Genomic DNA, 26,196 nt, shown 5'->3' with positions numbered 1-26,196 from the left:
GAACAAAGTGGTAAGCAAGAGTATAGCAGTGGCCTTAGGTATAGTGGTACTTATTGTAATTATCATTGTCATACTCATTGTTACCTACTTTTCTGGATTTAATGCTGCTTTAGCAAAAAATGAAAATGTAAAGAGGTTGGCAGCAGATACTGATACACAATTGCAAAGACGATATGACTTAATCCCTAATTTGGTTCAATCCGTAAGGGGATACATGCAATTTGAACAACAAACTCTCAATGAAATAACTAAATTGAGAACACAATGGATGTCCACTTCAAGCAGCGATATCTCGCAAAAAAACCAGTTAAGCAATTTGATTGAAGGTGCTCTTGGTAGGATTGTATTAACTTATGAGGCATATCCTTCTTTGAAATCGGATCAGGTCGTGACTAGACTAATGGACGAATTAGCAGGAACCGAGAATAGAATAACGGTTGCAAGGACTTATTATAATGACGGAGTTAGAGATTACAACACTTATCTGAAAGTTTTCCCAAATGTTTTTTACAATAATAACGGGCTCGTTGGACTAAAACCATGGGGATTCACCGAACTACCGCAATTCCAGGCAAATCAATTAGTTAAAATTAGTGTTCCACAAGTGAATCTAACTCTATAACCATAGTAGTAGTAGTAGTAGTGATAATAATAATAAATAAATCCAAAAATCCTAATTTCATAAATTGCATCAATACGTCCATCCAATATCACAATTATATAATTACAAATACCAGCAATAGATAATGCATATGTGTGTAGATCCAGAAGTCATTCGGCCCCGGGTGTTTCACTGGCCTCCGGAAGACATGCCGCCCTAATAATCCTCGCTGACCTTGGAATAGATTTTAAAAAGTTAGTCAGTAAATAAACTTGTTATAGATGATAATCAATATCATCTCTTCATCTATTGCTGTTATCATTGGAAGGCGTGGGGGCCTCTGTATTTTTGGTCACAATTGCCTCATCATATTTGAAGTATTGCTCCAGATCCAGTCAATCATTTTAGCCTCATCTTGCATATTAAGGGACAAAGTATTTACAGCTGGTTGAAATTTAACACCAGCAATTTTTGCCTTCTGTATAAGCATATGGTAACATCCTAGTTCTGTATTCTCTATAATTAGATCTTCTTCAGTCTTTTTTAGCTCCAATTCATTTTGAGTCATCGTATTATTCATCATCTCCAGCATATCTTGTGGAATTTTTAGTAAAGGAAGTCCTAATTTTTCTTGTGTTGCTTGACCACCCATATCGATTATCAATTGCTGTAATCTCTTTTGATGTTCTGTTGTTTCTTGTAAATGATGTTGCAACTGTTGTTTGACATCTGCTAAGCTTGTCTCTTGAATCCTTGTTTGTAATCGCTCTAATTCAGCATTTTCCATGGCTAATGCAGTATTTAATTCTAGAGTAAATTTTGTTTATTAATATTATCTGTGTTTGAATTCGTCACACTTAAAATGAAATAACATATTATTTAACCGACTGTTATGCACAGTTTATACCAATTGATTGAAATTATACATTATAAACCGAGCAAATCTAGTTATTTATGCTACTGTTTATTGGATAATATTTTGTACAGAATTATTTCTTTATAAATAATCGTTAGATATCTCTGAATTACTGGACCATTATCTTTTTGTTTGTATACATTGTTAAAAATAATAGAATCACTACAATAAATTTATGAATTTTAAAATAGTAATTTTCTAATAAGATATTAAATGAGTTGTAATATTTTTAAAAAAATTGGATTTATGGTCCAGTAGATGTAGGAGTTTTGCTATTTTCTGAGAGATTTTGATAAGTTGCTGTTTGCATCATCATCTCCTTGGCTTGGTTTATTAGATCATTTGCATCTCCGGTTACTGACCAGTGTAGGAACAATATCTTTGGAGTCTCGCCTAACATGTGGTGATGCAATGCGGTTTCAGTCCAGTTATCCTTTTGCATTATTTCTCTTACAGGAATTACTTCAGAATCAATCAATGCAAATTCTCCAAATCCAGCTTTGAGATTGGTAGCATTATCATTACTGTTACTACTATTACCAGCATACATCGCAGTATTATTTAATACTGATGCAAGAACCATTTCAATATAGTGTCCTATTCCAGAGAAGTTGTTTAATACTAAGCCGTCATGTCTTACAATTGCAGGAGCTTGTCTATATACAACTACGTCACATAAATTATAATCAGGTATTGCTTTTCCCTTTACTTCGCTTGCTAATGCAGCACACTTTTCTGGATCGTTAGCAGGCTTACTTTTTTCGTTGAAGGTAAATACTTGTCCTACTTGTGCCTTACTATTGTTTTGGGAGTGAGGTTGTGAAGTTTGTTGTGAAGTTGCAGATTGTGATTGAGCGTTAACACTATTTATAGGATTCATACTAATTACAGGAACTATTACTAATCCAACAACAATCAGAAAAATCATAAATATGTTTGAGATTTTTCATCATTATAATGTTAATATGATAGTGAATATAGTACTATAATTAGGAATATCTATTACTTTAGAAATTCTTTGTATTCATTATAATATAAATTTATTAGAATTCTTCACCTAGCATCTCAATTATGAAACAACATATCATTATTCATTTTTTATCCCTTCAATAGTAATAGTGATTACTCTCTGCAGCAAAGGAAAAAAATAATGAAGAAATCTTAATAAAATAAAATAAATACATAAGATATCCATATTTAGTACGGTATTTGGATGAAGAGACTTGTTATATTCTTAATTGCTTTAATTGTCATAACAGTCGTTGTATTCAAATACTTTGATTTTGATTTTGATTTTTCACTATTTATTGAAAGTTATTTAAATCCACTACAAAACCAGAAACAAATAGAAATTAGTCCAAATTACAAGGATAGAGTCAACGTGGATCTCTATGTAGAGGGTTTGTCGTTTCCCACTAGCATGATCTTTGTAGACAATAATACTCTATTGGTATCGGAAAAGGATCAAGGGAATGTTCGCATTATATCTAATGGCACGCTGCAAGAAGATCCTATTTATAGGATAAACAACATTTCAAATGAAAAGGAACAGGGTTTGTTGGGAATTACTTCCTCAAGCAAATACGAATCCAAAAAAGAAACCCCAGTAGGTTATTTAAATTTTAGTTCAACCTCCCATTCCATCTTCAGCAAAGACGCATCAGCCTCTTTTCATGAGCCAATAGGTCATAATTCCAACTATGTGATTTACTTATATTTTACCGAGAAAATATACAAATCGGAGTATAACAATAGTATTGGAGTACAGCAAAAGGATTTGAACCATACTACCCGAAACAGGGTTTATGAATATACCTGGGATGGGATAGGTACTTTCTTAAATCCAAGGCTTATAATGGACATGCCTGCAGAACCGGGGCCTTTTCACAACGGTGGGAAAATACATATGGATAAATCAGGTATTTTATATGCAGTAATAGGAGACCTCACGACCATAAATAATATACTACAAAATTATCCACAAGGAAAAAATCAATCCATTTCTATACCTAATAATTCCTCTGTTATTATTAGGGTGGATCCATCTACTGAATCGCTTATACCATCTCATAATCCGTTCTATCCATACAATCCTAACAATACTAAAATTAATTTGACAGAATATTATTACGCATATGGAATTAGAAACAGTTTCGGATTGGACATTGATCCGCTGACTGGGATACTATGGAATACTGAAAATGGGGAGGATAACTATGATGAGATTAACCTAGTCCAACCGGGTTTTAACAGTGGATGGTCTAAAATAATGGGACCTATTCAAAGAAATAATAACACTTCAGTTTCTGATCTTGTTGTTTTGAATGGCTCTCACTATTCAGATCCAGAATTTAGCTGGAGGGTGCCTGTTGGGGTTACAGACATTGAATTTTTAGATTCTTCATTGTTAGGTGATGATCTGGAAAATAATATGTTCGTAGGAGACATTAATAATGGGAACTTGTATTTCTTTAAAATAGATTCAAATAGGTCCGGAATTGATATAAATAATAGTGTTCTTGATCAGGGAAATGAAAGAGGACTAGAAGATTTAGTAGTAGACAATAAAGATGAATTAGAGAAGATTATATTTGCTAAAGGGTTTGATGGAAGAATTACGGATATTGAAACAGGTCCGGATGGAAATTTATATATATTAACTTATTTTGATGGAAGTATATACCGAATAACTCAAACAGAAAAGTAATAGCAATTATTTCAAATATTATCTTTATCAAGTTTATTCATTGTTCTTGTTTATTGATCTTATATTTATTTTGAACAAAACCAAAATCATAAATTGTTGTTTTTAGATGATGCAAAATTACATCTTTTGGTAACAATCTACTAAATGACTTTCCTTTTCCTATAAGTATTGGTACAATAGTAACGGTAATTTCATCAACCAACCCTGCTGATAAAAAATCTTGAATCACTATACCGCCATCTACATATATGTGATTGACAGATTGATCAAACAATTCTCTAATCAATTGTTCCGGCGATGGGGTGTTAGATATTGTTACAGTTTTCTTTAATTTCTCAGGGACTTCTATATTCTTTGAGGTCAAAACAATTATTTTAGTGTCTTTATATGGCCATTTGTCAAAGGTTATGACCTGCTCAAAAGTTTTCCTTCCCATGATTATTAGGTCTACAGATTCTAAGAAACTACTGAATCCAAAATCCTCTCCAGGAGTTACTTTCATGTTAGCAGCATCCAACCAACCTATATCTCCATCTTCTCTTGCAATGAATCCGTCTAGACTAGTACCAATAAAAACAGAGACTTTTACCATTGATACCTTTGTAAAATGATTACAATAAATGTATTTGACCTACCAGAATTGATTTTCGGACTTTCAGTATTCATATTCATATTCATATTCATATTCATATTCATATTCATATTCATATTTTCGTTAATAATACTTAAAGATCGATCTTCCCTTTTTTTGAAGATTGGATATAGTAATTTAGAAGTTTCTAAATGGAACAGAACTCAGCCTAAAGGACTGATATCACCTGAAGCCCACAATGACGTTTGATCTAAAAAAAGAGTCGGGCTTAGACTTGATTTATTTGTATATGTATATTATTTGATAGGATTAAATACTAAGTCAATAAATTCTAACCCAGATTATGTTAGTGTTGCTTTAGAACCTACATATTCTGCTTAACTAATCCTGTAGCTCTTGCTATATCGTAGACATCTTGGTATTTTGTTCCGTCTTCTTCTAGATTGTTTTGTACCTTTTCAATAACATCGTTAATTCGATTACCCATTGCGGGTGATTTGGTATTCAAATAATCTTTTATATCCTCTTTTGTAGCAGGAAATTGTAATCCTTCTAATAAATTGGCCATCTTGGCAACAATTTCTCTATTGGTAGCTTCATTTATGGCTGGAGTATTAGTTTTATCACCTACTCGAGATAGTTTAGAGTCTTCTCCGGTATTAGTTGGGTCGGTATAATTTTTATCTGGAACGGACATGATACATATATTATCTAGCAAAGTAGTTAAGGATAGCAAATTAATTTGCTTTACAATTGATGAGCATAACAATATTACCACACATTCACTATTGAATTAGAGCATATTACAATATTTCAATAGGATATTTTGGTTCTAAGTGAATTGCAAGGATTCTATTAGTAAGATTGTTCTTTGTTCTTCTACACGCTTTTTTCGGTGAACTTGGAAACTACATGCCTTTGGCTGTTTAAGATTAACCAGGATTTTGATCAAACAAAAATATGGAATGTTTTGGATTTATTCCGTAAAAATACACGTATGTCTATTTATCATCAAGATTACAGGTTTCTTTTTAGAAAGTCCAAAGTCTTTTTCCATGCGTCCGCTGTTTCTGTGGGGGTGTAATTGTCGTTAGATGGATTTGCAAAAGCATGACCCACATTTGGATAAACATAAATCTCATTTATTATTCCAGTGTCATTTAAGGCCTTTTGGAACTGCATGACAGAGTCAACGGAAATTGACTGGTCCTTGCCTCCAAATATTCCTAGAACTGGCGATGTAATATTTGAAATCGCCTGTGTATCATTGGTTAGTCTGCCATAGTAGATAATAGTGGCTGCTAGAGGATCTTCCTTGCTGTTAATGGCCAGTTGCAATGATTGTTGACCTCCAAAGCACCAACCCAGGGATGCTATCTTTGATGGATTAACATTGTCAAGGGATTTTAAATAGTTTACAGCCGCTTTCATGTTTTGTATCGCAAGGTCTGGATTTTCCCTTATTGCTCCAGTCAACTCCCCTGATCGTTCTTGGTTGTTGGTGACGACTTCCCCGTTAAAAAGGTCGACTGCTAATACCACATATCCGTTTTTGGCAAGAAGATCGGCTGATTCTTTGATATAGTCATTTAATCCCTTGTTTTCATGAATCAGAATTACAGCTGGAAGTTTTGCTTTTTCGCCGCTTTGATTTTGATTCGGATAAACCAGATAGCCAGTAGTATTTCCTCCAAAATACGTGACCGTCTTGTTTTCTGTTGGTTGGGGATTCGAAGTAACAGTAGAATTTCCGTTACCAAAGTTTACTAGGGTCATTGCGGACAGGCCAGTAGTTTCTTGTGAGTAAGCATTTTGAGTTGGTGCAGCAACAATGGAGGCACCAGTCAAAAGTGCCAGTAATGAAAAAATGATATAATGTTTCATAAACAAACCTTAAACACCATTGTTTTTAACCATATAGCAAAAGAGCTTTGCGAGCTTGTTAACCGGACCCGTTATTTACATGGATTCAAATAATTCGAAATCATATAATAGATTAGATAGGAGGATGAGGAGGAGGATGAAGAGGTATAACATTCCTCCAATAGATATAACCATTAAAAACTGCCATATCGAAGAAATAAGACAGACAATCATTTAAAAAAATATTATTAGATTTATTTCCAGGTTGTTGATAGGTCATAAATCTTGTTACTGATTTAATTATGCCCTCTTCTTTTCTTAGACTATTCATTAGGATGTACAATTCTCGATACCAAAATGAAGATAGGTTTTTTTATCATTGAGAAAGCCGGCTCGTTGGTATGAAATCTGTACTTTAAAACAGAATCCTAGATAACTAAACGATTCTATGAATTTATATATAGCAGAACAAGGTCGAGATGACACCATGGAGTCCAACAACATGCTTATTAGTAACGGTGGCAAATATTCTTTATGAACACAAATATAATTCGGTATTCTTTAATAGCCTTCGCTTTTATCCTCTTTTATAGCCTTTTCTCAAACCTTGTATACTCGCAGGTTGCAGACTATGAGCTGCTAGAAATCAAGCCGAGTGTATACGTGGTATCTGCAGGTGGATCCAACTCCATGTTCTTGGTAACTCAGGAAGGAGTCGTTGTAGTCGACGCGCCGCCAGGGATAGGTGACAAGATATTTGCAGCGGTGTCGAATGTCACAGATAAGCCTATTACCCATCTGATATACAGCCATGCCCACAAAGACCACATAGGAGCTGCAAATCTATTTGAAAATGTCACAATAATCGCTCACAATGAAACTGCCAAAATTCTGAATGAAAGAAATGACACGGATAGACCTGTGCCGAACATGAATTTCAATAAGGAGATGAACTTAACAATAGGCAACCAAAGCCTCCAGCTCATTTATCCTGGTCCATACCATCAACTCGGTAACATCTTTGTTTATCTCCCTGAACATAAGGTTCTGATGGCAGTAGACAATGTTGTACCTGGCGGCCTCCTGTGGAAACACCTAGGCGTTACTCCCGACGTCCCTACCTTAATAAACTCTATTGACCAGATACTGGCTTTGGAATTTGACGTTTTCGTGGGTGGACATGGTCAGCCCGGGACAAAGCAAGATATTGTAGTCCAGCAAGAATACGTAAACGACCTGCGCGAAAACGCTATGGCAGCCTTAACTGAAGTTAATCGCACACAAGTCATTCAAGGTATAAATGGCACTAACGCGATTACCGAGGCATATTTTAATGCCCTTACTAAATCGTGCGCCGATAAGATAGAAGCGGAATGGCAAGGTAAGCTGGATGGAGTAGGGGTATGGACAGATGAGCATTGCGAAAGAATGATAATTAGCGAAAGAGTAGATTAGCTTTACACTTTTTTTCGGCTCTTCCATTCTCAACTATTGACACTTTACCAAATGTTAGTCATGCTATCTACTGAAGCATAAGTTTGAGAGAGGGTCCTGCTGTTGACGTTCCTACCACTATTCAAAAATCAAATAACGATAGGGTATTTATGATAACGATAAATCCTGAAAGCGTTGATTATCATTTTGGTAACTCATCTTTAATATATGGCATTAGTATCAATCCAGAAACTGTAAAAATGCCTCACTTTACAAGTTAAGACTGATCTAAAGACTTTAATTCTATAACCGTTTCTATTTTTTCTTAAAATTTTATATAATTGCATAATAGAAATTCATGAAGGCAATATTACGATATCTAAAAAAGTGGACCCTCCGCTGCAAAAAAAACGCAATTGAGGTCTACAACTGCTTTGAGCTATATAATAAGAATGTTGACTCCTATGCTGTCGCAACGGTATTTGTACCGGAGCTGTGAGTGTTTAGATTATCTAGCAGATGTATTTGTATTTGTATTTGTATTATTAGAATAGGTAGTCGTACTTTCAGATGGTGGTCTAGCATTGTCAGTATTCGTAACATTATATGTTGGTTCAGTAGGAGTGTTTGAGAAACAGTTAGACTTTGATACGTTTGTTCCCATATCTGGAAGACATTTTTCTTGAAGAGTCTGTGCGGTTATATTATTATAGGTCAAATCAAAAGACGAAATTCCTAATAATCCTGAAACAATAATTATTAGAACCAATCTTATGGATAACGTACGAAAATATTTTTTAAGCAGTTCTGATTTAATACTTGAATTTCGCATTTATAAACATAATATAGAATAGTATTTAACATTCGGTATTAAAGTAATTTGGTTTATCTAAGGATTATTCCAAAAGTAACATAACTACATTTTCTTCTAACAAACAAAAAAGGAGTAGATAATTCCCAGCAATACTACAAACTCTAATAAATTTAAGTCAAATTATAGATAAAATTAGACTTGTAGTACATCTATTACTAATACATCAGGCACAGTCGTAGCTTAACATCTCGCAAATATGATAAATATACCTACTAATCATCATTTAGATATTTAGCAATAATCCAGATAGTTCCTCTTATTTCCTAATTATTGTATTATGACCTCTTTGGAGTTTAAAATAATGCCAGTCATCTATTTCTTTTGATCCCATACTATGAAACATTGAATATCCGAAATCGGTACTTTTATGTAATTTTTAGATAACCTTTTGGATTTAGTCTCTTGTATCTTAAATGCTCATCACCAGTATGGAATGACATCGGACTTAAGCGGCTTTTCATCCAATTAATATCATCTGTATTAGTAACTCAATTTCTCATGGATTAGGAGAGTATAAGCAAATCTTTGCCTCGTTCTTTTAATCTTCGTTGCTCATAGATACAGCCTAATTTACTATTTAACTGTGATAGATATTAGAAAAATTATTCAACTTCTTTACATGTGATAAATCCATAATCCTATCCTATCCTATCCTACACTAACCAAACCAAACCAAGCCAAACCAAATTTCAAGTTCAAGTTTAAAAGGTAATGGTCATTAATCATAATGAATGCAAAAATACAGACCTTTCGGTGTTACAATAATTGCGATACTTGCTGCTATTGGGGGCATAGGATCCTTGTTAAGCGGATTGACGGTTTTAGCTTTAATACCCATACTGGGCATAATTCTTGCGGGAGCTCTCTTTATAATTGGACTAGCTTATTTTGCTGTTGCATATGGATTGTGGAATGGGTCAAGCTGGGCATGGATCATTACCTTGATATTGTCCGGCATAGCGATTATAGTGGGTATAGGCTCCATCGTTGTTGGACATGTTGGTTCACTATTTCTAATAATTATTAATGGAATTGTCATTTACTATCTTTACCAACCAAATGTCAAAGCATATTTTGGAAAGTAAATTAGCCTTCCCATAAAACTTGATTTCCAAACTTTGTATAATTATTAAAAATTACACAGATTCAATTAATATACAAATACAAAGAAGGTGAAAATCAAATCGATCCCAACTAATTGATTGTAATGCTATTAGTTACTCTATCTTAATGGTAAGATCGGCATAATGTGCAATTTCTCTTTCTCGTTGAAAATAAATTATTTCTAACATATCTAAGCCCCTTGGTGTGATAAAATACATTTTCATGATCCCCTTATAGGATACTAAAAAACTGTTTATCAGATAGAATAGATAATTTCTTACAATACGTTCAGTAGTCGGTATTGTCTTATGTACACTTTGATGAATTTCAGATAATGATGCTCCGTCTATGCATGCTAGTAATATCGGCTCGGTAATAGCCACTTTCAGATAAATTGAATTAGTATTTTTGTTAGTGAATGTCCGATTCACTTCTATAACTAGAACATTTTTATTTTCTATTTAGTGTTGTCCATTAATGTACTATTACTATTTTATTTATTATTACTTTTCTCAAATCCACTTGTGATTTGAATCAGCTTATTATTATAGACATTATTATCAAAACACTTTTGAGATAGATAACTTCATGGTTTTTACAACTTATTATGGTATTCTTATTAATATCATATTATTGGGAGATTGGAATAGAAAAATATATTTAGTTTTTTCCTGTATATCATTATTTACTTTAGGACCCTCGGTTTTTCAATAAGTTTGATCTATGAATATGAATCTGAATAACGAAAAAATTGAGTTCTTAAATTATTCTATGACTGTTAACATATAGTATATAGTACACTTGTAATCAACAAATAGATAAATAAAATAATAGATTTCATACCTAATGGTTTCGAAGCCTACCGAGGGGTTGCTATAACATACTACTTGATTACAGCTCTAAATCATATTCCGACTAACTTTGATCAATAATATCTGTTTAGTTTAATAGTCATAAGATAATAGGTCATTATACTTACTTACTATTACACAAGTGCAATATGAAAATATTTATCTTACTTGGATTTTTGACAATATTAATCCTAACAATGACCTCAACACAAATAGCAAATTCCACTAATCAAATTCAAAATGTTTCAAACATATCAAATAATTTGACCAATCTTACTCCATCTTATTTCAATCATTCTGAAGAAATAGCTGCATTTGCCTCGATCTTTGGTAAGCCATTTTATGAATTAACAAGTTCTAATAATATCGGATCTGAAGTACTCAGTTCTAATCCTCCGATAACCAAGGATTCGTATACACACAAAGGGTTTATGCAAGGAATTGGTAATGTTACTGATCAGGGAACTTACGTCTTAACATATTCAGCTAAAGGATATCTAAGTGAAGGTGAAGGTATTATATTTTCAGAGGATGGACAATTTATAACTTTTACATCAACAGACACTGGATTCGCTGACGGTGAAGGTAATTTCATGTATAAAGGAGCAATAATCTTTGATTCTACCGAGCCTGTTGGAATATTTTCAAAATTAGATAATCAAATAGGTCTTTACATTACATGGTCAGGTAACAATGGAACTAATTGGTCGAAAATATGGTTATGGGAATGAGGAAGAGTTTTTCGCTAATTATTTACCCTTAAGTCCTTTATTCATTCATAGTTGCTAGTTCCCCTACTGCAACCTTCCTTGCCTACCAATATCGTCTTGAAGCCGACAGGGCCAGTTAATTGTATGGAATTCAAATAATTCTTGGCGGCATAGTCTTATTTTAATCGGTGATAGTAGCCGAATGGTAAGGGACACCACATTTTGGACACATCGCGTGATCACTAAGACATTCTTTACAGTATTCACTACTCGCCTCAAATTCAGTTTTATCTCCTTTATAATAACATGTCTCGCATACAAGTTCCACCATTGTTATAAAGGACGTAATAGTAGCTTAATAATTTATTCATGAATTTTTTATTCCCTATCTACAATTTCTTGATTAAGGGTTTGAATTCAAGCACTTTAATATTGTTTATCACCTAAAGACTGGTAAAATTAGTGATTAAAACGTCAATCCTATTCCCATGTTTTTGTAGAACAAAACCATTTAAAAAACATATGATAGTGCGTAATCAATATTAAAATTATGTAACTAATGAATTCTATCCTTATTCATTTTATTATTCTTCTAATACTATTAAATTCTTTATATTGTAGATATGTTTGTTTCTTTATCGAGATAATATCGCCAATCCAGCTTATTCAACTTCAAAAGTGATATGGAGTATACTAAGTGAGAGGAGGACCATATTTCAAAGAAACCATTTAGACCAAAAATCATTATCGTTTGGAGATGAGTCTACCAGAAAATCTGGTGGTTTAACAAGGAAAGTATCGTTTACTCTAATCATAATTGCTGTTGTGTAGTTGAAATCGAGGTTATTTCCAATAAATATAGGATCGATGGCTATTTCGACTCTATTATTGGTCATTTTACCTAGCTTTGATAGCGGTAAGATATATTTGGTGTTGACGTTATCGTATATGGCTAAGTACCAGCCTTCAGCTTGAAAATTAGAATCACTGCCAAAGTTAGGAATAATTATGGTGTATATCTGGTTTCTGTGATTCAATGGATCAATGTGACTTATTAGCCAAAGATATGTTGTTTCGTATTTTTTATTTTTATTCGGATCATCATCTAAACTAATGGCTAAAAGCAATTTGTTACCATACATCTTACTGATCTGAGTTGAAATAATATCATGGTAACCATGGATTTCAGGCATTTGTACAGATTTACCAAGAGAGACCAGTTGAGTATCATATTTAGGGTCAACCGTACTGCTGATTAGTTGTTTTGTCAAATTCATTGGATTAATAATAGAGGACAAGCCAATATTACTATTGCAATCAATACTACAATTACTATTAGTTTGTATTGTGTTTTTATAGGTAATAACAAGGGATATAACGATTGATAAAGTAAAAGAAATTAAGATACTTATTTTGATTATCGATTGACGACTTTTCATAATATCAATAATAATATACAGATAGGATCAACATTAAATTTTTTGAAATCGCATCCATATCTTTTAGATTTGGACTTGCAATATGTAGGATTTGATGTTAACAAGGATATGTTAGAAATTGCAAGGAAATGTTAGAAATTGCAAGGATATGTTAGAAATTGCAAGGAAAGCCCCATTATTTGATAATTCCTAAATATTCTTGATATTGACTCAACTTCTGCATCACGGTCATGATTATATAAGTAGCTTGTTTGATTAGCATTAACTAGTTACACGATATATTTTTAAAATCAATAGAGTAAAAGTACACACATGTTGTTTTGGGGATCACCTATCTTTGGAAATATATATTTTCGGTCTTGTCAAACAATCTATCGGGCTTTTATCGTTTCAATGTGAGATTGAATGCTAATTGCAAATTCGGATGTACTTTGCCATGAACAATTTCCATAATCTTTGAAGGGTTATTATAATTGTATATGTTTTCATAAAGATCATTTAATGACTTTTTTAAAAGGGATAAAGAGCTATTAACTTGCATGGATGTGTCTGCGGATTCCAAGTCATTTTCGTAAATTTCTATCATCCTTTTGGATGTTTCCAGTGCATCATAATACTGGGACTTATCTTTAAGATTAGCCGAATAATTGCCCGCATTATCTATATCGAAGGGATCATGACTAGAACGGTCCTCTGAATTCAAATCTTTGATAACGTTTTTTTCTAAATTATCTACGGCTGAAAAATTCATGTAAAGCATAATGTTTGAAGGAATGCCAAAGGCATAGCCATATTTTCTCAAAACTTCATCTCCCAGATTAGCCATCATTGTTGCAATTATGGTATTGTTATAGAACTGATCACTATCAATAAGCAAAGAGTCTTCGCTTACAAGAATATCATCAATTATCTCGTTAATATTCTTAACATAGTTAGTATGCAACGATGTATCAGATGAACTATCGATAAAGCTATTGTTTATGAGTCGATTTTCGATTAATATCATATTTATAAGAGTAAGGAAGGTAGAATTGTCGTCTGTACTAAAGTTATGAGCTGTTACCGTAGTTCCAACCACATTGGCAAAGCTCAAAGTTATAATTAACAAGCAAGTATAAAGCAAATGGTTTTTCATTTACCAAACACCTTTTAATCTGATATTGTAGGTAGCCAATGTTACTATTTAGAATTTTTATAAAAAATATAAATATTAGAACTATGCAGTGGGTTTGAATACGACTATACGGGAATTGCCTGTATCAGCTACATATACATCACCGGATTCTTTGTCGACACCAACACCTTCTGGATCAAGTAATTGCCCCTCACCAGCACCTGCGCCACCAAATTGTGTAATATATTGACCATCGCTTGTAAATACTTCTACCCTGTTGTTATTTTTATCAGTAACATAGATATTGTCGTTACTATCTACTGAGAGACCAGAAGGTCCTTGAAATTGACCGTCACCAGTTCCCTTGGTACCCCATTGAGAAAGGTATGTACCATCGTTACTAAACTTTTGTATCCTGTCATTTCCATAATCTGCTATATACACATTCCCCTGAGAATCCACTATAGAACTTTCAGGATTTGAGAGTTGACTATTGCCTTCACCTTCAGAGCCCCATCTATAAAGAAAGTCACCATCCGTTGAAAATACTTGGACACTTGGATGATCTCTGTCGGTTACAAACAACTTACCTTCGGCATCATTTGCAGGAACATGTGGATGCAGAAATTGACCGTCACCAGCACCTTCAGAGCCCCATTTAGTTAGGAATGTACCATTATTATCGAACTTTTGGATTCTGTAGTTAAATTGATCTGCAACATAAATGTTACCTTCAGAATCCATCGATAAAGCTGATGCCTTATGGAATTGTCCATCGCCTTCACCTCCTTCACCAAATTTGGCTATAAAATTACCTTCCGGATCAAATATTTGAATTCTATGGTTCTCATAATCTGGAACATAAACCTTTCCATTAAAATAGTCAACATCATTCTGTCCACCAAATTGCCCATCTTCTTCACCTGCTGAACCCCAATTAGTATAATACACAAAATTCATACTCTGATTCTGAGCAAACACATCTATAACAGAAAAAATTGAAAATGAAGCCAATAGAATAGAACTGATTATCAAAAATTGCTTTTTTAACATTGTCTTACTTTTATTTTTACCTTTAATATATCTTAATAATTAAAAAATATAATTTTCTTGAATAATGGTTAATAACACATTGATATATCCTTACATAATTATTATATATGTGTATTATTTTAGCATAGAATATAAAAATTATTATTTATAAAAAGCTAGCAGTAGACGTTAAATTCCCAAAAAATTAAAAAAATCATGACTTTTGAATATATATTGACTTTTCGTTATTAGTTATATTTTAGACGACTTATTGAATTCGTAATATGATCCTACTTAGAGTATATAAAGAATATACTTCCTCATCTACGTCTATCTCGATATATGCTTTAGGGACGGGCAGATGTTAAATACCCATCTAGATCTCTTACTACAAACTAGAGTCGTAATGTTAATTATTCCTGTCATGTTAGAGGCTTGAGAATCACAATATATTTAGACCATTAAGGATTTGAAGAAAGGAAAGTACCAAAGGTATCAATTAGAAGCTCACTTAGGGAACTTTCTCATGCTTTTATATCAAACTGAAGTACAGTATCAGTCAAATCATCATCATTGATCATGGTAGTCGTGTGGCAAATGAAGACCAATATGGACCGTTCTTATATTAATAAGATACTTATCACATGATTGTAGCCTCTAGTACTTTCCTATCTTTTCTTGAGTCTGCGAATAGATACGCTTTCAAAGATTGTGATACGCCTATTCTATGAGTCTGAGTGCAATTATTGTATGGAGAAAATCTTATTTATTTTTGATCTAGATTTTCAGATTTGATAGTATCTAAATATCATTGAATCGCGATGTAGTTTCTACGTTCTAAGCCAAAGCTACTTTTATTCTCTACCAAGAGAATCTACTATTATTATATAGGTAAATTCGGATAGTCACTTATCTTAAAGCATATCTAGAATAATACAACCAAGATCTTACTGCTCAGGAAAAAGATAGATTAGACGAGTAATCGAAGAAAATATAAAAAGCATGTAGCTGAGAAAGGTTCATTATTTTATTCGATTCACATCAAATAAATGAAATCTAAATATTTATTTTTTGAAATAATCAATAATGCAATACAATAGAACCTATATACTCGGCTAATATGGTCCTTAAGCCCTTATTAAAATAACATGCTAAAAATTTTTTTAGTGAAATGGATGTAAAATGCCAAGAATCTTATAAGATAATTCTGATGATTGTAATTATTACAATGCCAACAAATCCATATAATAGATATAGTTTTTTATCTAGTGAATTGTATGACGAAAATTCAAGCTGAAATCATAATCAATGCACCTATAGGCGAAGTTTTTGAGTATTACACAAATCCAGATAATATAAAACAGTCATGGCCTAGCGATATCATAAAAGAGTCAGAAAGAATTTCTGGTCAAAGTAATGAAGAGGGTGTAGAAATGAAAGTGGAGGGACAATACATGGGCAAAAAAGAAGAGATGACTATTGAAGTTACAGAAAAAGATCAAAATAACAGGTTAGTTACAAGGCAAACAGAAGGTCCATTTCAGTCTTGGGAAAGCATACAAGAATTTCAAAGTAATGGCGATAAAGCTACCTTAGTTAGACACGTTATAAACTATCAATTACCAAAAACTGGAAAAATAGTAAACTTTTTGACTGGAAGCCAAGCTGAAGACAAGCTAAGACAAGGTATTGAACAAGCAGCACAAACAGTAAAACAAAAACTAGAATCTCCTTGAAGTTTACCTTTTTTAAGGACAAGATAAAAAAACATTGTTATATCGTAATAAAAATCTAGAAATTTAGAATAATTATATATTCCATTAAGATATAGCAGCAATTCTATAAGGAAGTATTTAATTGGGGTTTTCCATTATTTGGTAAACTCAGATAATCTCTAATGATCAATCTAGAATTTTTTTATTTTTGAAACAAAGGATGATGATAAAAATTTTAAGAGATTCCTGCCTCCTCTTTTTTTAGTGGTGTTTCTTCATCTTCTTTTGTTAAAAATTTTGAACGTTTTTTATCCTGCCTCGATGGAGGATTCACAGTATTTTCAGACTGAGTTGTTTCACGAGCAGAGACCGAGTTTATGTTCTCATTTTTTATACCCGATTCTTCATTCAATACAGCAACTTCCTTTTCTACTTTCTTTTCTATTTCCAATTCTTCTTCTTTAGTTGGTTCAATGAGGACATCCTTAATTGTATCATCTATTGCCTCATCGACTACTGCATTAATTTTCCTTGAATCAGTATTAGTAGAAACACGGTCAATTTCAGTGTCAGAACTTGTTTCAATTTCTACAGATTTTGGTTCGAAAAGTTTCTGATATTTGTCGACTGCCTCAATCTCCGATAACCTAAATCTAAGAACCTCTCCATCATAACTTTCCACTACACTTTGCGGAATACTAAAAAGTACCTTGTTTACTATACCCTTTTGAGTTAAAACCATACCATTAGAAACTTCTTGAACTTCGCCAAAATCAGCATCATTTAATCCTCTTGCCTCTTTTTTTATAACATCCTTCCAATCAATAGTTGAACTCATAATATTATTTATTAAACATATTATAAATATGACAATATACAATTGCAGAATCACCATTGGCAATTTAAATGAAAACTAGAGATGTCTTGAAGTTGATATTCAAATAATGTACAATCTGTAGCAATATAAAAAATAAAAAAATTTTTGATATAACAGATATTACATTTTATGACGTCAAGACTTCTGTAAACGCCAATTAATTGTATGCCGTTGATTGGGGTAGTAGTATTAATACAATAATTTATTACTTAAGATTTGGGGTCAATAATTTTGTAACAAAGGTTTTATATTCTCATTGAATGCTATGAAGATATGCCTGAGCAACAGAAGATAGATGAAACAATAGAATCTACAAAAAGATTAAATAAGAAAAAATTATCAAAGATTGAACAATCATCCACATCTTTGGAAAATCAACAAGATCCTGTTGTAGAGACAGGCTCAGACGATGATACAAAGAGTATTTTAGAAACTCAAGATGATGAGTTAAAAGAATGATCAAATAATAGTCAAGTCAGACTTCCGAACCAAGGAATTTAAGTAGCAACTAAACAATTTGATAAAATTGAGTTAACACTTTCATTTCTCAATAAAATAGTATAGACGATTTAAATTGTTACTACCCATTTATTTCTATCTGTTTCTTCTTATTACCTCTCAATCTTTAGCTCATTTTTAGATTCATCAAATTTATAGTCTAAATTTTTTGTTGTAAATATTTTCTCGTTTGATACCAAGCTTTCTCAAATATGCATAAGTATTAATGTTGTTTCTATGTTAGAATAGGTATCGAATACTATAGAGCCCTCAATTTCATATGAATCATTTTTATTATCTACTACTAATAAAAGCGGTTCGTCTACTATCATGATAATAATAGATGATTAGACCGATTACCAAGAATATTATCTCTAATATTATGAAAAGGTATAATTTGTAGTGCGAGATGTAATAAGCCAAAAAATTTTAGTTGTTCTTTATAGACGTACACCCGAAGAATACCAATTTCCATGAGTGGCTTCTGTAAATAGTATTATAACTTCTTCCCTGCTAACATTTAATATTTTAACTACGTCCTCCGTAATGGCTTCTGCCAATCTATCTTTTTCTCTTTGAGTTCTTCCGCTGTACATTTGCACACTAATTATAGGCATGGTAATAATGCATCATAGATGTTAATAAGATTTCAACTAAGATAGATTATTGTGATGTTAATATAGAGAGAAAAAATACTAATTAAAGTTATCATATTTTCAAAATATGATCTAACTCTGAGTTACCTTGTCTGCTCGATATTCCATATATTTAACATCAAATATTAAATCTAATAAATATAGTTAAAATGTCATAAATAATCTAGTTAATCCAAAATACAAAGCTCGGATTATTGCCAATACTAGAATAACAGAACCTGCTATAAAGGGTCTAAAAAGCGGGGATCTAATTGACAATAACCATTCAGATATTAGAAATGAGGCGATTGCTCGTGGAAAACAACCCGTGCCTCATTTCTATGCAGAAACTAGTAATCAATAGATACTAGAGATGTTCGGTAAAATTATTTTATTATAATAGTATTTATAGAATGATCATAGATTCAAATCAACAAGTTGCTTACAAAATAGTTGTTTGACTTACTGATAACATCATTTTAACCACCTCGTTCATTTTACCATTATTTAATAAATCCCTTATTGAACTGGATAAATTCTCAACCATGATTTCATTTATAAAAATAACACAGATTATACCTCTTTTCTATAGTATGCGCCTACTCGTGAGCAGGATTCCCCTTGCCAATAGTAATGAATACAACAATAAGCTTTCTAATTATAAAGTACTATAATAATTCCCTTGAACTTTATGGATTAGAAGCCACAGGGCTCATTGTAAGTTTACTATACTATTAGAACCAAAAGAAATTACGTATGTAACAATATGGCTGAACATAAATCGAATAATCAGATAGAAAAAGTAAAATATTAACTTAAAAAATGAGGATTAAATAGTATCATAAATACTATAGTATATGTGGGGAATAACAATATTATTAATGCACCTCGCAGATTACCTGCAAGGACGTAAAGATAAAAGGACTTGCATAATGTGTAACTATGTTGCTAAAAATGAGAAAGAACTAAATAAACACCTGACTCAGGTACATGGTAATACCCCATGATTTTTAGCGAAAATAAATAATATGATAAATATGTATCAACAAAAAATTAATGCCTACTATTTACAATTTACAACAATTTAAATGAATGAGGACATCATCTCATACCGTATGAATTTAATACCAGTACAAGATAAAAACTAAATTATAAAAAAATAAATTTGTACACTCCTTCTATCTGATAGATATCATTACCAGTAATCTTAATAAATTTATGATTAATAATTAGGTTTCTTCTAACTATAAGAATAGAATTATTCTAGTTAATTGGTTTTTTATTCCTAATAAAATAACTAATTGAGTTTTTCTGATGCCATATTTCATCATGCATTTTTAGATCTGCGTCTGTCGATATACTTAATCCGCCATGACATAAACTACATGTAACCATGGAATTTCTGTCACCTTTTCTTCCTTTTGCATTCACAATGTACATACTGCATGCCCCATGTTAAGTATTGCTATCACAACATGGAATGTATACATACATGTAATTTTGATCTGTAGAACTTTCTGTAATATTACTTTTCTCTCAATTATTCAAAGATGGTATAATAGACTTGAAAGTAAAATTGATTGAAACTTCTTTTGCCGATATGCATGGATCTATTCATAATTGTTCAAAATGGAACTTTCTTCCATCTTACTTCCTTTTTAAAACATGTCGGGCAACGTAATGTCATAATATCTAGATGAATATTTCCAGACACTTCATAAAAGGATGCATTCCATGAACAACAGTCACATTTTAGAAAGTATTTGAAAAGGATATCTCGATCGGATCGATTCTCTTTATCCGTTGATTGTTGTGAAATATTTTTTTGCTCACGGATCATATTCATCAGATATATTTTAACATCCTAACAATAAAAATAATGCTAAATAAGAGAAGTAGAAAATGTACGCGCCAAGTATTCATATTATATGAATAGGAAGAAAGTAATCATATAATTCATTTCTTGATAATAGATTATATCTTTTAGAATAAACATGAATTCAAGCAGATTGGTAATATTCTATTGCCACTGGTATCAAAAAAATGCAATGTTCAAATCAGTTTCCAATTCATTCCTGGCTTTTTTGAGAGATGTAGAATTGTAAATATAAGGAATATTAGATCACAAAAATAAACTAAACAAATATTTGTAACAGGTTATTGGATAACGAAAGTGTAAGTATCAATTTTAGTTACTATCAAGAAATATGATATTATCAGCGAAGCTTATTGTGAACTAATATCTTTTTAAGAACTGTACAACCTATGACAATGTTGTCATAATTGTTCAAAGAAGAAATTAGTTTGGTTTATTTTCAGGCATTTTTGTGAAAGCTTCTTCTGCTGCTTTTTTCAGTTCCTCTTCAGTTAGATCCTTGATATGAGTAGATATGGACCATCTGTGACCAAATGGATCTTCTATACTACCATATCTATCTCCCCAGAACTGATCTTCAACTCTCATCAAAACCTTTGCTCCCTCGGCAACTGCTTGACTGAACACTTTATCTACGTCGTCTACATACAGAAATAATCCTACAGGGCTTCCACCTATTGTTTTAGGCGAAAGAGAATTCATTTCCGGAAATTCATCTGCCAACATTAATTTAGAATTACCAATCTCAATTTCTGCATGAGCTATTCTTTTCCCATCTGGAGTCATCATCCGTCCGTGTTCTTTGGCTCCGAATATCTTTTTATAATATTCAATCGCTTCTGATCCATTTTTCACTATCAAATATGGAGTTATAGAATGATATCCGTCAGGGATTTTTTTCACTTGACTCATAAAGGATCTATTAAATTATAAGTTATAAGTTTACAAGGGAATAAAAGTATAGTTGCCTGTGGTCATCATATAGATTCATTTAGATTCATGCTACCGAAATTTTGTAAAAAACTGGAAATTTATTTAGAATAAAAGATTAATAATAACAGTATACATAAAATCACTTTCAAATTTATAGCGACGATTAGTTCAGATGAATAGTCTTTGTACCTTTTTATAATCATTTATCTCAAAGATACGCCTATTTGTTAAAGACTTGACGTCAGTAAAATTGCGTTACTACTGTATATATCGAACATACAAATGCCATCATTTTATACTTGAAAATAATAGACCATTATGAAAATCAATCTGCACATCTAAAAAAAGAGATGTTTTCGTTCATAACTGCAGTCATGATATAGAAGGCAAAAAATAAAAGGTTACGATACTAAATAATAATAATAATAATAATAATAATATATCATCCTCTTTTGGATAGTATATGATTTGGAGTTTGCAAAGTTGACAGATTCTATCTATAATTTCAGTTTTAGAGAATACTATTTCATATTTTAATGAAATAGTGATTCTGGGCTATTATGAAAAGTAATCAATTATTAAAATATCGTTCAATATACATGGTAAAAAAGATAAATCAATCATTACATTTCAATAAACAAAAAAGAGTCGTTTTTTCCTTATGCTATGAATATTTAAAGCAAATATCCAGAAATGCTGCTAATAGCTACAAGAATTAAGGCAGCAATAGCAGCGCTAGCGGGTATAGTTATTATCCATGCATAAACAATTCTCCTGCCTACACCCCATCGCACTGCGGAAAGCCTCCGAGTTGCTCCCACTCCCATTATTGCTCCAGAAATAGCATGTGTTGTGCTGACCGGTATCCCAAGCCAAGCCATAGCTGCAAGAATTACTCCGCCTCCAGTTTCTGCACAGAATCCCTGATAGGGTTTTAAATCTGTAAGCTTAAATGCCATCGTTTTTACAATTCTCCATCCACCGAAAAAGGTACCTAATCCTATCGCGATCGCCGCACTTAGTATAACCCAGAAAGGAACAACAAATTCATTAGACTGCAAAAAGCCTCCAGATATCAACAATGCTGTTATTACTCCCATGGTTTTTTGTCCATCGTTAGCACCATGAGTTAACGAAAAAAAAATTGATGAGCCTATCTGTAGTTTGCCAAACACCATATTGATTAAATGTGGTTTTTTTCTATGTAGAAAATACACCAAAAGTACTGCAAAAATAAATGCCATGAAAAATCCCAAGGCGGGAGACACGATCATAAAAATAATAGTTTTTTCTATTCCTTCAAATACTATAGTTTGTATCCCACCGGAGATTAATGCAGAGCCAATTAAACCTCCAATCAATGCATGGCTACTAGAAGAAGGCAAACCAAAATACCAAGTAATTAAATTCCATATAATAGCTCCAATTAAGCCAGCCAATATTACTTCGGTAGTAGCAAATTCCGGCTGAATTATCCCCTTCCCAACAGTTGTGGCCACAGCAGTTCCAAAAAGAAATGGTCCTATAAAATTCGTAATTGATGCTATAAACACCGCATGTAATGGTTTAAGAGTTCTAGTTCCAACCACTGTTGCAATTGCATTTGCTGAATCATGAAAGCCATTTACGAAATCAAACAAAAGGGCGGCAGATATTGCCCCAATGGTAATATATAACAAACCGTCTTCCATGGTTGAATATAAAAATTATTAAAGAGACTATATCTTTCTATCCAAGAAATATACTACTCTAAATATTTAATGAACTAACATGCGGACATACTATCCATATTTAAGGACAATATCTTCTATTATATCAGCTACATCTTGACATTTATCTAATGAAGACTCAAAATTCTCGTATATTTCTTTTAATTTTATTACTTCAATTGCATTGGTGTTGGTTTCAAATAAGGTAGCAATCGCTCTTCTATACAAACTATCGGCTTGTTGCTCATATTTCTTGATATTATTACAATGAGGCAGCAATTCAAAAGCATTCTTCATTTTGTATAGTGCTTTGGTAACGAAATGTATTTCTTTGGTTGCAGCAAGAAGAATTTTAGAAAGATCTATCATATAAGAAGTAGGTCTCTGAATATTAAATAGCAAAAACCTATCTGCTATACCATCCGTATAATCCAATACTTCATCTATTGCACTAGCGAGCCCGGCAATATCCTCCCTATCTAAAGGAGTTACAAAAGTTTGCGACAAAGTAGTAAATAAATTATGAGTAATATTATCACCTTCGTGTTCCAGATCCTTGATTTGCGATATCTTCCCTTTACTAATGTTTTTTTCCGGGCTTTCAAGTATGATATCAACTAGAGACGTTGTTGCAATTACTAAATTAGCAGATTGTTTTTCTAACATCTCAATAATTAATTTATCATTGCCTTTCAACCATGAAAGCCATTTTTTAGAAAACACCTCTAATTCATGAAAGTAATTTCTGCTTTTATCTTTATCGACTAAATAAATGCATTAATTTTGTTTGATCCGTGAACAACTAGATAACGAAGAAATAAGTTTAATTAATTTTATTCCTTATCTTCACTTACTTGGTTAAGGTTGACGAAACAATCCATACAACGGCTTTTTTTATCATGATGAGATAGTTTTCATAAAAAAAAGTTGGTTTATTGTTAATTTGAAGGTAATTATTTAGTTGTTATTGCTATTATCGATATTGTCATTCTCTTCATTACTATTTGTGTTTTCTCCGCCATCGCTTTCGTTGCTAGTGCCATCCCCTTCATCACTGTTACCTCCTGCAGAATCGGAGTTAGATGGTGGGCCTTGATCAGTTTCTGAAGAATCCTCGTCTTCCTGCTCACTTTGTTCTTCATTTTCCGCATCCTGGCATTCAGAAGAATTTCCTCCAGAAGAACCGGTGCTCTCACTACAGTTTTCGTCATTGTAATAAGGATTCCCACTATCATCTGTTTTCTCTTCTCCGCGCTGATTATCACCATTATCATTATTATTTTGATTATCATTGTCGGAATCATTCCCAGGGTTGTTTAAACCATTGTTGATATTATCGTTGTTCGTAAATCCGAGATCATTATTTAATGGTGAATCCAGAAATAATCCGCTATCGACAAATCCATCAATAGGTTCAAATGAAAACTTGGGATTAAGGGGAAAGCCCATGGAATTCTGGACCGAATCTACGTTAAGTGAATAGAAAGCAGCTTGAGATTTAGTTTTATTGTCTGTGATAGTAATATCAAATGGGGCTATCTGATTCTGAGTCAGATTAGCAACATTTAGGCCAAAACTTTGAGTTCCAACAATACCAAGACTTGAATTATCATAAAATGTTGCAACAAGATTCAAAAACTGTTCTGGAGATGGCCCTTGGTTAATTATATTACCAGTGATGTGAGGATTTCCAATATTGTCTAAGAAGGCACTGCTACCATTTAAAACAAGATTTGCTGGTTTTTCTATTGTAGCAGGTTGAGAACTAGTGGAGAATTCAATAAAGTTAAACTTGCCTACAATTTGAGGATCTGGTATTAATATATCAAAAGGAGATAGTTCACCAGATCTTAAGGTTCCGATTGATGAGAAAGCAGAATGGTTGCCAATTATAGCATTGTTTGTTGTATCAGATAAAATCGTTGTAATTAGGATGTTTGTTTGGGGGTCGGAAGAGGTATTATTTACTTCACCTATAACATGAAAATTACCAAAGTCATCTATAAAAGTTGAGGTGCTAATGATCTGGATTATACTGTTATTAGTAGAAAGTTGAGCAAATCCAAAATTGACTGCTAATGAAGGATCAGATCCGGTAAATGTAAAAGTAAAAATGAAAGAGAGCAATGCTATCAAAGTAGTTTGTAAAAAAAGGCTTTTAGTTTTTTTTGATCTTAACAAATTAATTATTAATTATTTAACAAGAACATTTATTAAAATAATTTGTTAATATTATTAACAAAAATTATTCTACTCATTAGTATTAGAATAATGATACAGAATAATTGTGAATTAGGTCGACTCGACTTGATTAATTTCAAGACACATAGTCGCATATCGTGGCCTCTTAGTAACAGTTGTACAAAACCCTTGTTACTTCGAAAATATAGACCAAAACTAATGAAGGGAAACGTATAGTATATTATTTGTTATCAACCCCTATTGGATTTACAAATTTATTCAAGCCAAAGTAAAACATCTATAAAAATAAATATGGATTTGTACATGTTGTATAGAAGATAAGATCCCTTTACGAAAATAATTTATGTAATTATTTAATACATAAACTAGTGAATATATTTTTTCCAAATCAAAGTATAAGATGTCTATCATCCTATTGCTTGTAATATTTTTATTCGCTACCACCATCGGAATGTCATTTCCGATTTTAGATTTCATATAGCAGAAACCGTATTTGATAATGGCGTGTGCGCAA

24 protein-coding genes and 1 pseudogene are annotated in these 26,196 nt (G+C 32.3%); 8 read left to right on the top strand and 17 right to left on the bottom strand.

From position 1 onward, the window contains the following. Positions 1-7: 7 nt before the first annotated feature. Complete coding sequence (locus AB0A59_RS01505) at positions 8-622, top strand: LemA family protein (RefSeq protein ID WP_458745845.1); 615 nt, start codon at positions 8-10, stop codon at positions 620-622. A gap of 331 nt (positions 623-953) precedes the next feature. Here the strand turns inward: AB0A59_RS01505 and AB0A59_RS01500 are convergent. Together AB0A59_RS01500 and AB0A59_RS01495 are read right to left on the bottom strand one after the other, a co-directional pair. Beyond that, a pseudogene (locus AB0A59_RS01500) lies at positions 954-1,406 on the bottom strand (DUF892 family protein); the annotation flags it as partial. Positions 1,407-1,761: 355 nt separating this feature from the next. Further along, entirely contained in the window at positions 1,762-2,445 is a 684-nt protein-coding gene (locus tag AB0A59_RS01495) for a DUF1259 domain-containing protein (protein WP_458745843.1), read from the bottom strand. 285 nt (positions 2,446-2,730) lie between these two features. Here AB0A59_RS01495 and AB0A59_RS01490 point away from each other — a divergent pair, with 285 nt between their 5' ends. Continuing rightward, positions 2,731-4,224, top strand: coding sequence for a PQQ-dependent sugar dehydrogenase (locus AB0A59_RS01490; protein ID WP_458745842.1), 1,494 nt, complete (start codon positions 2,731-2,733; stop codon positions 4,222-4,224). A gap of 37 nt (positions 4,225-4,261) precedes the next feature. Here AB0A59_RS01490 and AB0A59_RS01485 read toward each other — a convergent pair whose 3' ends face one another. The 4 genes from AB0A59_RS01485 to AB0A59_RS01470 form a co-directional block, all read right to left on the bottom strand. Further along, positions 4,262-4,816: a dihydrofolate reductase family protein gene (locus tag AB0A59_RS01485; RefSeq protein ID WP_458745840.1), complete on the bottom strand. Its 555-nt coding sequence runs from the start codon at positions 4,814-4,816 to the stop codon at positions 4,262-4,264. 364 nt (positions 4,817-5,180) lie between these two features. Next, positions 5,181-5,585: a hypothetical protein gene (locus tag AB0A59_RS01480; RefSeq protein WP_458745838.1), complete on the bottom strand. Its 405-nt coding sequence runs from the start codon at positions 5,583-5,585 to the stop codon at positions 5,181-5,183. Positions 5,586-5,833: 248 nt separating this feature from the next. Then, positions 5,834-6,700: a dienelactone hydrolase family protein gene (locus AB0A59_RS01475; RefSeq protein ID WP_458745837.1), complete on the bottom strand. Its 867-nt coding sequence runs from the start codon at positions 6,698-6,700 to the stop codon at positions 5,834-5,836. A gap of 112 nt (positions 6,701-6,812) precedes the next feature. Further along, positions 6,813-7,010, bottom strand: coding sequence for a hypothetical protein (locus AB0A59_RS01470; RefSeq protein ID WP_458745835.1), 198 nt, complete (start codon positions 7,008-7,010; stop codon positions 6,813-6,815). 332 nt (positions 7,011-7,342) lie between these two features. Here AB0A59_RS01470 and AB0A59_RS01465 point away from each other — a divergent pair, with 332 nt between their 5' ends. After that, positions 7,343-8,134: an MBL fold metallo-hydrolase gene (locus tag AB0A59_RS01465; protein ID WP_458745833.1), complete on the top strand. Its 792-nt coding sequence runs from the start codon at positions 7,343-7,345 to the stop codon at positions 8,132-8,134. Between the two features lie 83 nt (positions 8,135-8,217). After that, positions 8,218-8,394, top strand: a complete 177-nt coding sequence (locus AB0A59_RS01460) for a hypothetical protein (RefSeq protein ID WP_458745831.1) — start codon at positions 8,218-8,220, stop codon at positions 8,392-8,394. A gap of 227 nt (positions 8,395-8,621) precedes the next feature. Here the strand turns inward: AB0A59_RS01460 and AB0A59_RS01455 are convergent, their stop codons facing one another. Next, the gene (locus AB0A59_RS01455; RefSeq protein ID WP_458745829.1) at positions 8,622-8,945 is read right to left on the bottom strand and encodes a hypothetical protein; all 324 of its coding nucleotides are present in this window, start codon (positions 8,943-8,945) and stop codon (positions 8,622-8,624) included. Positions 8,946-9,718: 773 nt separating this feature from the next. On the opposite strand from AB0A59_RS01455, the gene AB0A59_RS01450 reads away from it, so the two are divergent. Beyond that, positions 9,719-10,072 carry a hypothetical protein gene (locus AB0A59_RS01450; protein WP_458745827.1) on the top strand — a complete coding sequence of 118 codons (354 nt, stop codon included), beginning with the start codon at positions 9,719-9,721 and terminating at the stop codon, positions 10,070-10,072. 132 nt (positions 10,073-10,204) lie between these two features. On the opposite strand, the gene AB0A59_RS01445 is transcribed toward AB0A59_RS01450, so the two are convergent. After that, complete coding sequence (locus AB0A59_RS01445; protein ID WP_458745825.1) at positions 10,205-10,522, bottom strand: hypothetical protein; 318 nt, start codon at positions 10,520-10,522, stop codon at positions 10,205-10,207. A gap of 617 nt (positions 10,523-11,139) precedes the next feature. Here AB0A59_RS01445 and AB0A59_RS01440 point away from each other — a divergent pair. Next, positions 11,140-11,673, top strand: coding sequence for a hypothetical protein (locus AB0A59_RS01440; protein WP_458745824.1), 534 nt, complete (start codon positions 11,140-11,142; stop codon positions 11,671-11,673). Positions 11,674-12,368: 695 nt separating this feature from the next. Here the strand turns inward: AB0A59_RS01440 and AB0A59_RS01435 are convergent. From AB0A59_RS01435 to AB0A59_RS01425, 3 genes are all read right to left on the bottom strand, one after another. Beyond that, positions 12,369-13,091 (bottom strand): hypothetical protein, encoded by a 723-nt coding sequence (locus AB0A59_RS01435; protein ID WP_458745822.1) that lies wholly within the window; start codon positions 13,089-13,091, stop codon positions 12,369-12,371. Positions 13,092-13,473: 382 nt separating this feature from the next. Next, a complete protein-coding gene (locus tag AB0A59_RS01430) occupies positions 13,474-14,184 on the bottom strand; it encodes a hypothetical protein (RefSeq protein WP_458745820.1) in 711 nt (236 codons plus the stop codon). A gap of 123 nt (positions 14,185-14,307) precedes the next feature. Next, positions 14,308-15,258, bottom strand: coding sequence for a 6-bladed beta-propeller (locus AB0A59_RS01425; protein WP_458745819.1), 951 nt, complete (start codon positions 15,256-15,258; stop codon positions 14,308-14,310). Between the two features lie 1,256 nt (positions 15,259-16,514). Here AB0A59_RS01425 and AB0A59_RS01420 point away from each other — a divergent pair. Continuing rightward, entirely contained in the window at positions 16,515-16,973 is a 459-nt protein-coding gene (locus AB0A59_RS01420) for an SRPBCC family protein (protein ID WP_458745817.1), read from the top strand. A gap of 214 nt (positions 16,974-17,187) precedes the next feature. On the opposite strand, the gene AB0A59_RS01415 is transcribed toward AB0A59_RS01420, so the two are convergent. Further along, positions 17,188-17,790 carry a hypothetical protein gene (locus AB0A59_RS01415; protein WP_458745815.1) on the bottom strand — a complete coding sequence of 201 codons (603 nt, stop codon included), beginning with the start codon at positions 17,788-17,790 and terminating at the stop codon, positions 17,188-17,190. Between the two features lie 312 nt (positions 17,791-18,102). Here AB0A59_RS01415 and AB0A59_RS01410 point away from each other — a divergent pair, with 312 nt between their 5' ends. After that, positions 18,103-18,288, top strand: coding sequence for a hypothetical protein (locus tag AB0A59_RS01410; protein WP_458745813.1), 186 nt, complete (start codon positions 18,103-18,105; stop codon positions 18,286-18,288). A gap of 479 nt (positions 18,289-18,767) precedes the next feature. Here the strand turns inward: AB0A59_RS01410 and AB0A59_RS01405 are convergent, their stop codons facing one another. From AB0A59_RS01405 to AB0A59_RS01385, 5 genes are all read right to left on the bottom strand, one after another. Further along, a complete protein-coding gene (locus AB0A59_RS01405) occupies positions 18,768-18,944 on the bottom strand; it encodes a tautomerase family protein (protein ID WP_458745811.1) in 177 nt (58 codons plus the stop codon). Positions 18,945-21,261: 2,317 nt separating this feature from the next. After that, positions 21,262-21,750: a VOC family protein gene (locus AB0A59_RS01400; RefSeq protein WP_458745809.1), complete on the bottom strand. Its 489-nt coding sequence runs from the start codon at positions 21,748-21,750 to the stop codon at positions 21,262-21,264. A 695-nt stretch (positions 21,751-22,445) separates the two neighbouring features. Beyond that, positions 22,446-23,450, bottom strand: a complete 1,005-nt coding sequence (locus AB0A59_RS01395; RefSeq protein ID WP_458745808.1) for an inorganic phosphate transporter — start codon at positions 23,448-23,450, stop codon at positions 22,446-22,448. A 102-nt stretch (positions 23,451-23,552) separates the two neighbouring features. Continuing rightward, entirely contained in the window at positions 23,553-24,176 is a 624-nt protein-coding gene (locus tag AB0A59_RS01390; RefSeq protein ID WP_458745806.1) for a DUF47 domain-containing protein, read from the bottom strand. Positions 24,177-24,437: 261 nt separating this feature from the next. Next, on the bottom strand, positions 24,438-25,661 hold the full coding sequence (locus AB0A59_RS01385; protein ID WP_458745804.1) for a hypothetical protein: 1,224 nt from the start codon (positions 25,659-25,661) through the stop codon (positions 24,438-24,440). Between the last annotated feature and the right edge of the window lie 535 nt (positions 25,662-26,196).

Source organism: Candidatus Nitrosocosmicus sp. T, assembly GCF_054408485.1.
This window is presented reverse-complemented; position numbering and strand designations above follow the sequence as displayed.

Coding starts and splice junctions, on each gene's coding strand:
- AB0A59_RS01455 (WP_458745829.1), bottom strand. CDS start 8,945: ATGCGAAATTCAAGTATTAAATCAGAACTGCTTAAAAAATATTTTCGT.
- AB0A59_RS01475 (WP_458745837.1), bottom strand. CDS start 6,700: ATGAAACATTATATCATTTTTTCATTACTGGCACTTTTGACTGGTGCC.
- AB0A59_RS01410 (WP_458745813.1), top strand. CDS start 18,103: ATGCCTGAGCAACAGAAGATAGATGAAACAATAGAATCTACAAAAAGA.
- AB0A59_RS01420 (WP_458745817.1), top strand. CDS start 16,515: ATGACGAAAATTCAAGCTGAAATCATAATCAATGCACCTATAGGCGAA.
- AB0A59_RS01425 (WP_458745819.1), bottom strand. CDS start 15,258: ATGTTAAAAAAGCAATTTTTGATAATCAGTTCTATTCTATTGGCTTCA.
- AB0A59_RS01400 (WP_458745809.1), bottom strand. CDS start 21,750: ATGAGTCAAGTGAAAAAAATCCCTGACGGATATCATTCTATAACTCCA.
- AB0A59_RS01450 (WP_458745827.1), top strand. CDS start 9,719: ATGCAAAAATACAGACCTTTCGGTGTTACAATAATTGCGATACTTGCT.
- AB0A59_RS01470 (WP_458745835.1), bottom strand. CDS start 7,010: ATGAATAGTCTAAGAAAAGAAGAGGGCATAATTAAATCAGTAACAAGA.
- AB0A59_RS01485 (WP_458745840.1), bottom strand. CDS start 4,816: ATGGTAAAAGTCTCTGTTTTTATTGGTACTAGTCTAGACGGATTCATT.
- AB0A59_RS01405 (WP_458745811.1), bottom strand. CDS start 18,944: ATGCCTATAATTAGTGTGCAAATGTACAGCGGAAGAACTCAAAGAGAA.
- AB0A59_RS01495 (WP_458745843.1), bottom strand. CDS start 2,445: ATGATTTTTCTGATTGTTGTTGGATTAGTAATAGTTCCTGTAATTAGT.
- AB0A59_RS01435 (WP_458745822.1), bottom strand. CDS start 13,091: ATGAAAAGTCGTCAATCGATAATCAAAATAAGTATCTTAATTTCTTTT.
- AB0A59_RS01440 (WP_458745824.1), top strand. CDS start 11,140: ATGACCTCAACACAAATAGCAAATTCCACTAATCAAATTCAAAATGTT.
- AB0A59_RS01490 (WP_458745842.1), top strand. CDS start 2,731: ATGAAGAGACTTGTTATATTCTTAATTGCTTTAATTGTCATAACAGTC.
- AB0A59_RS01415 (WP_458745815.1), bottom strand. CDS start 17,790: ATGAGTTCAACTATTGATTGGAAGGATGTTATAAAAAAAGAGGCAAGA.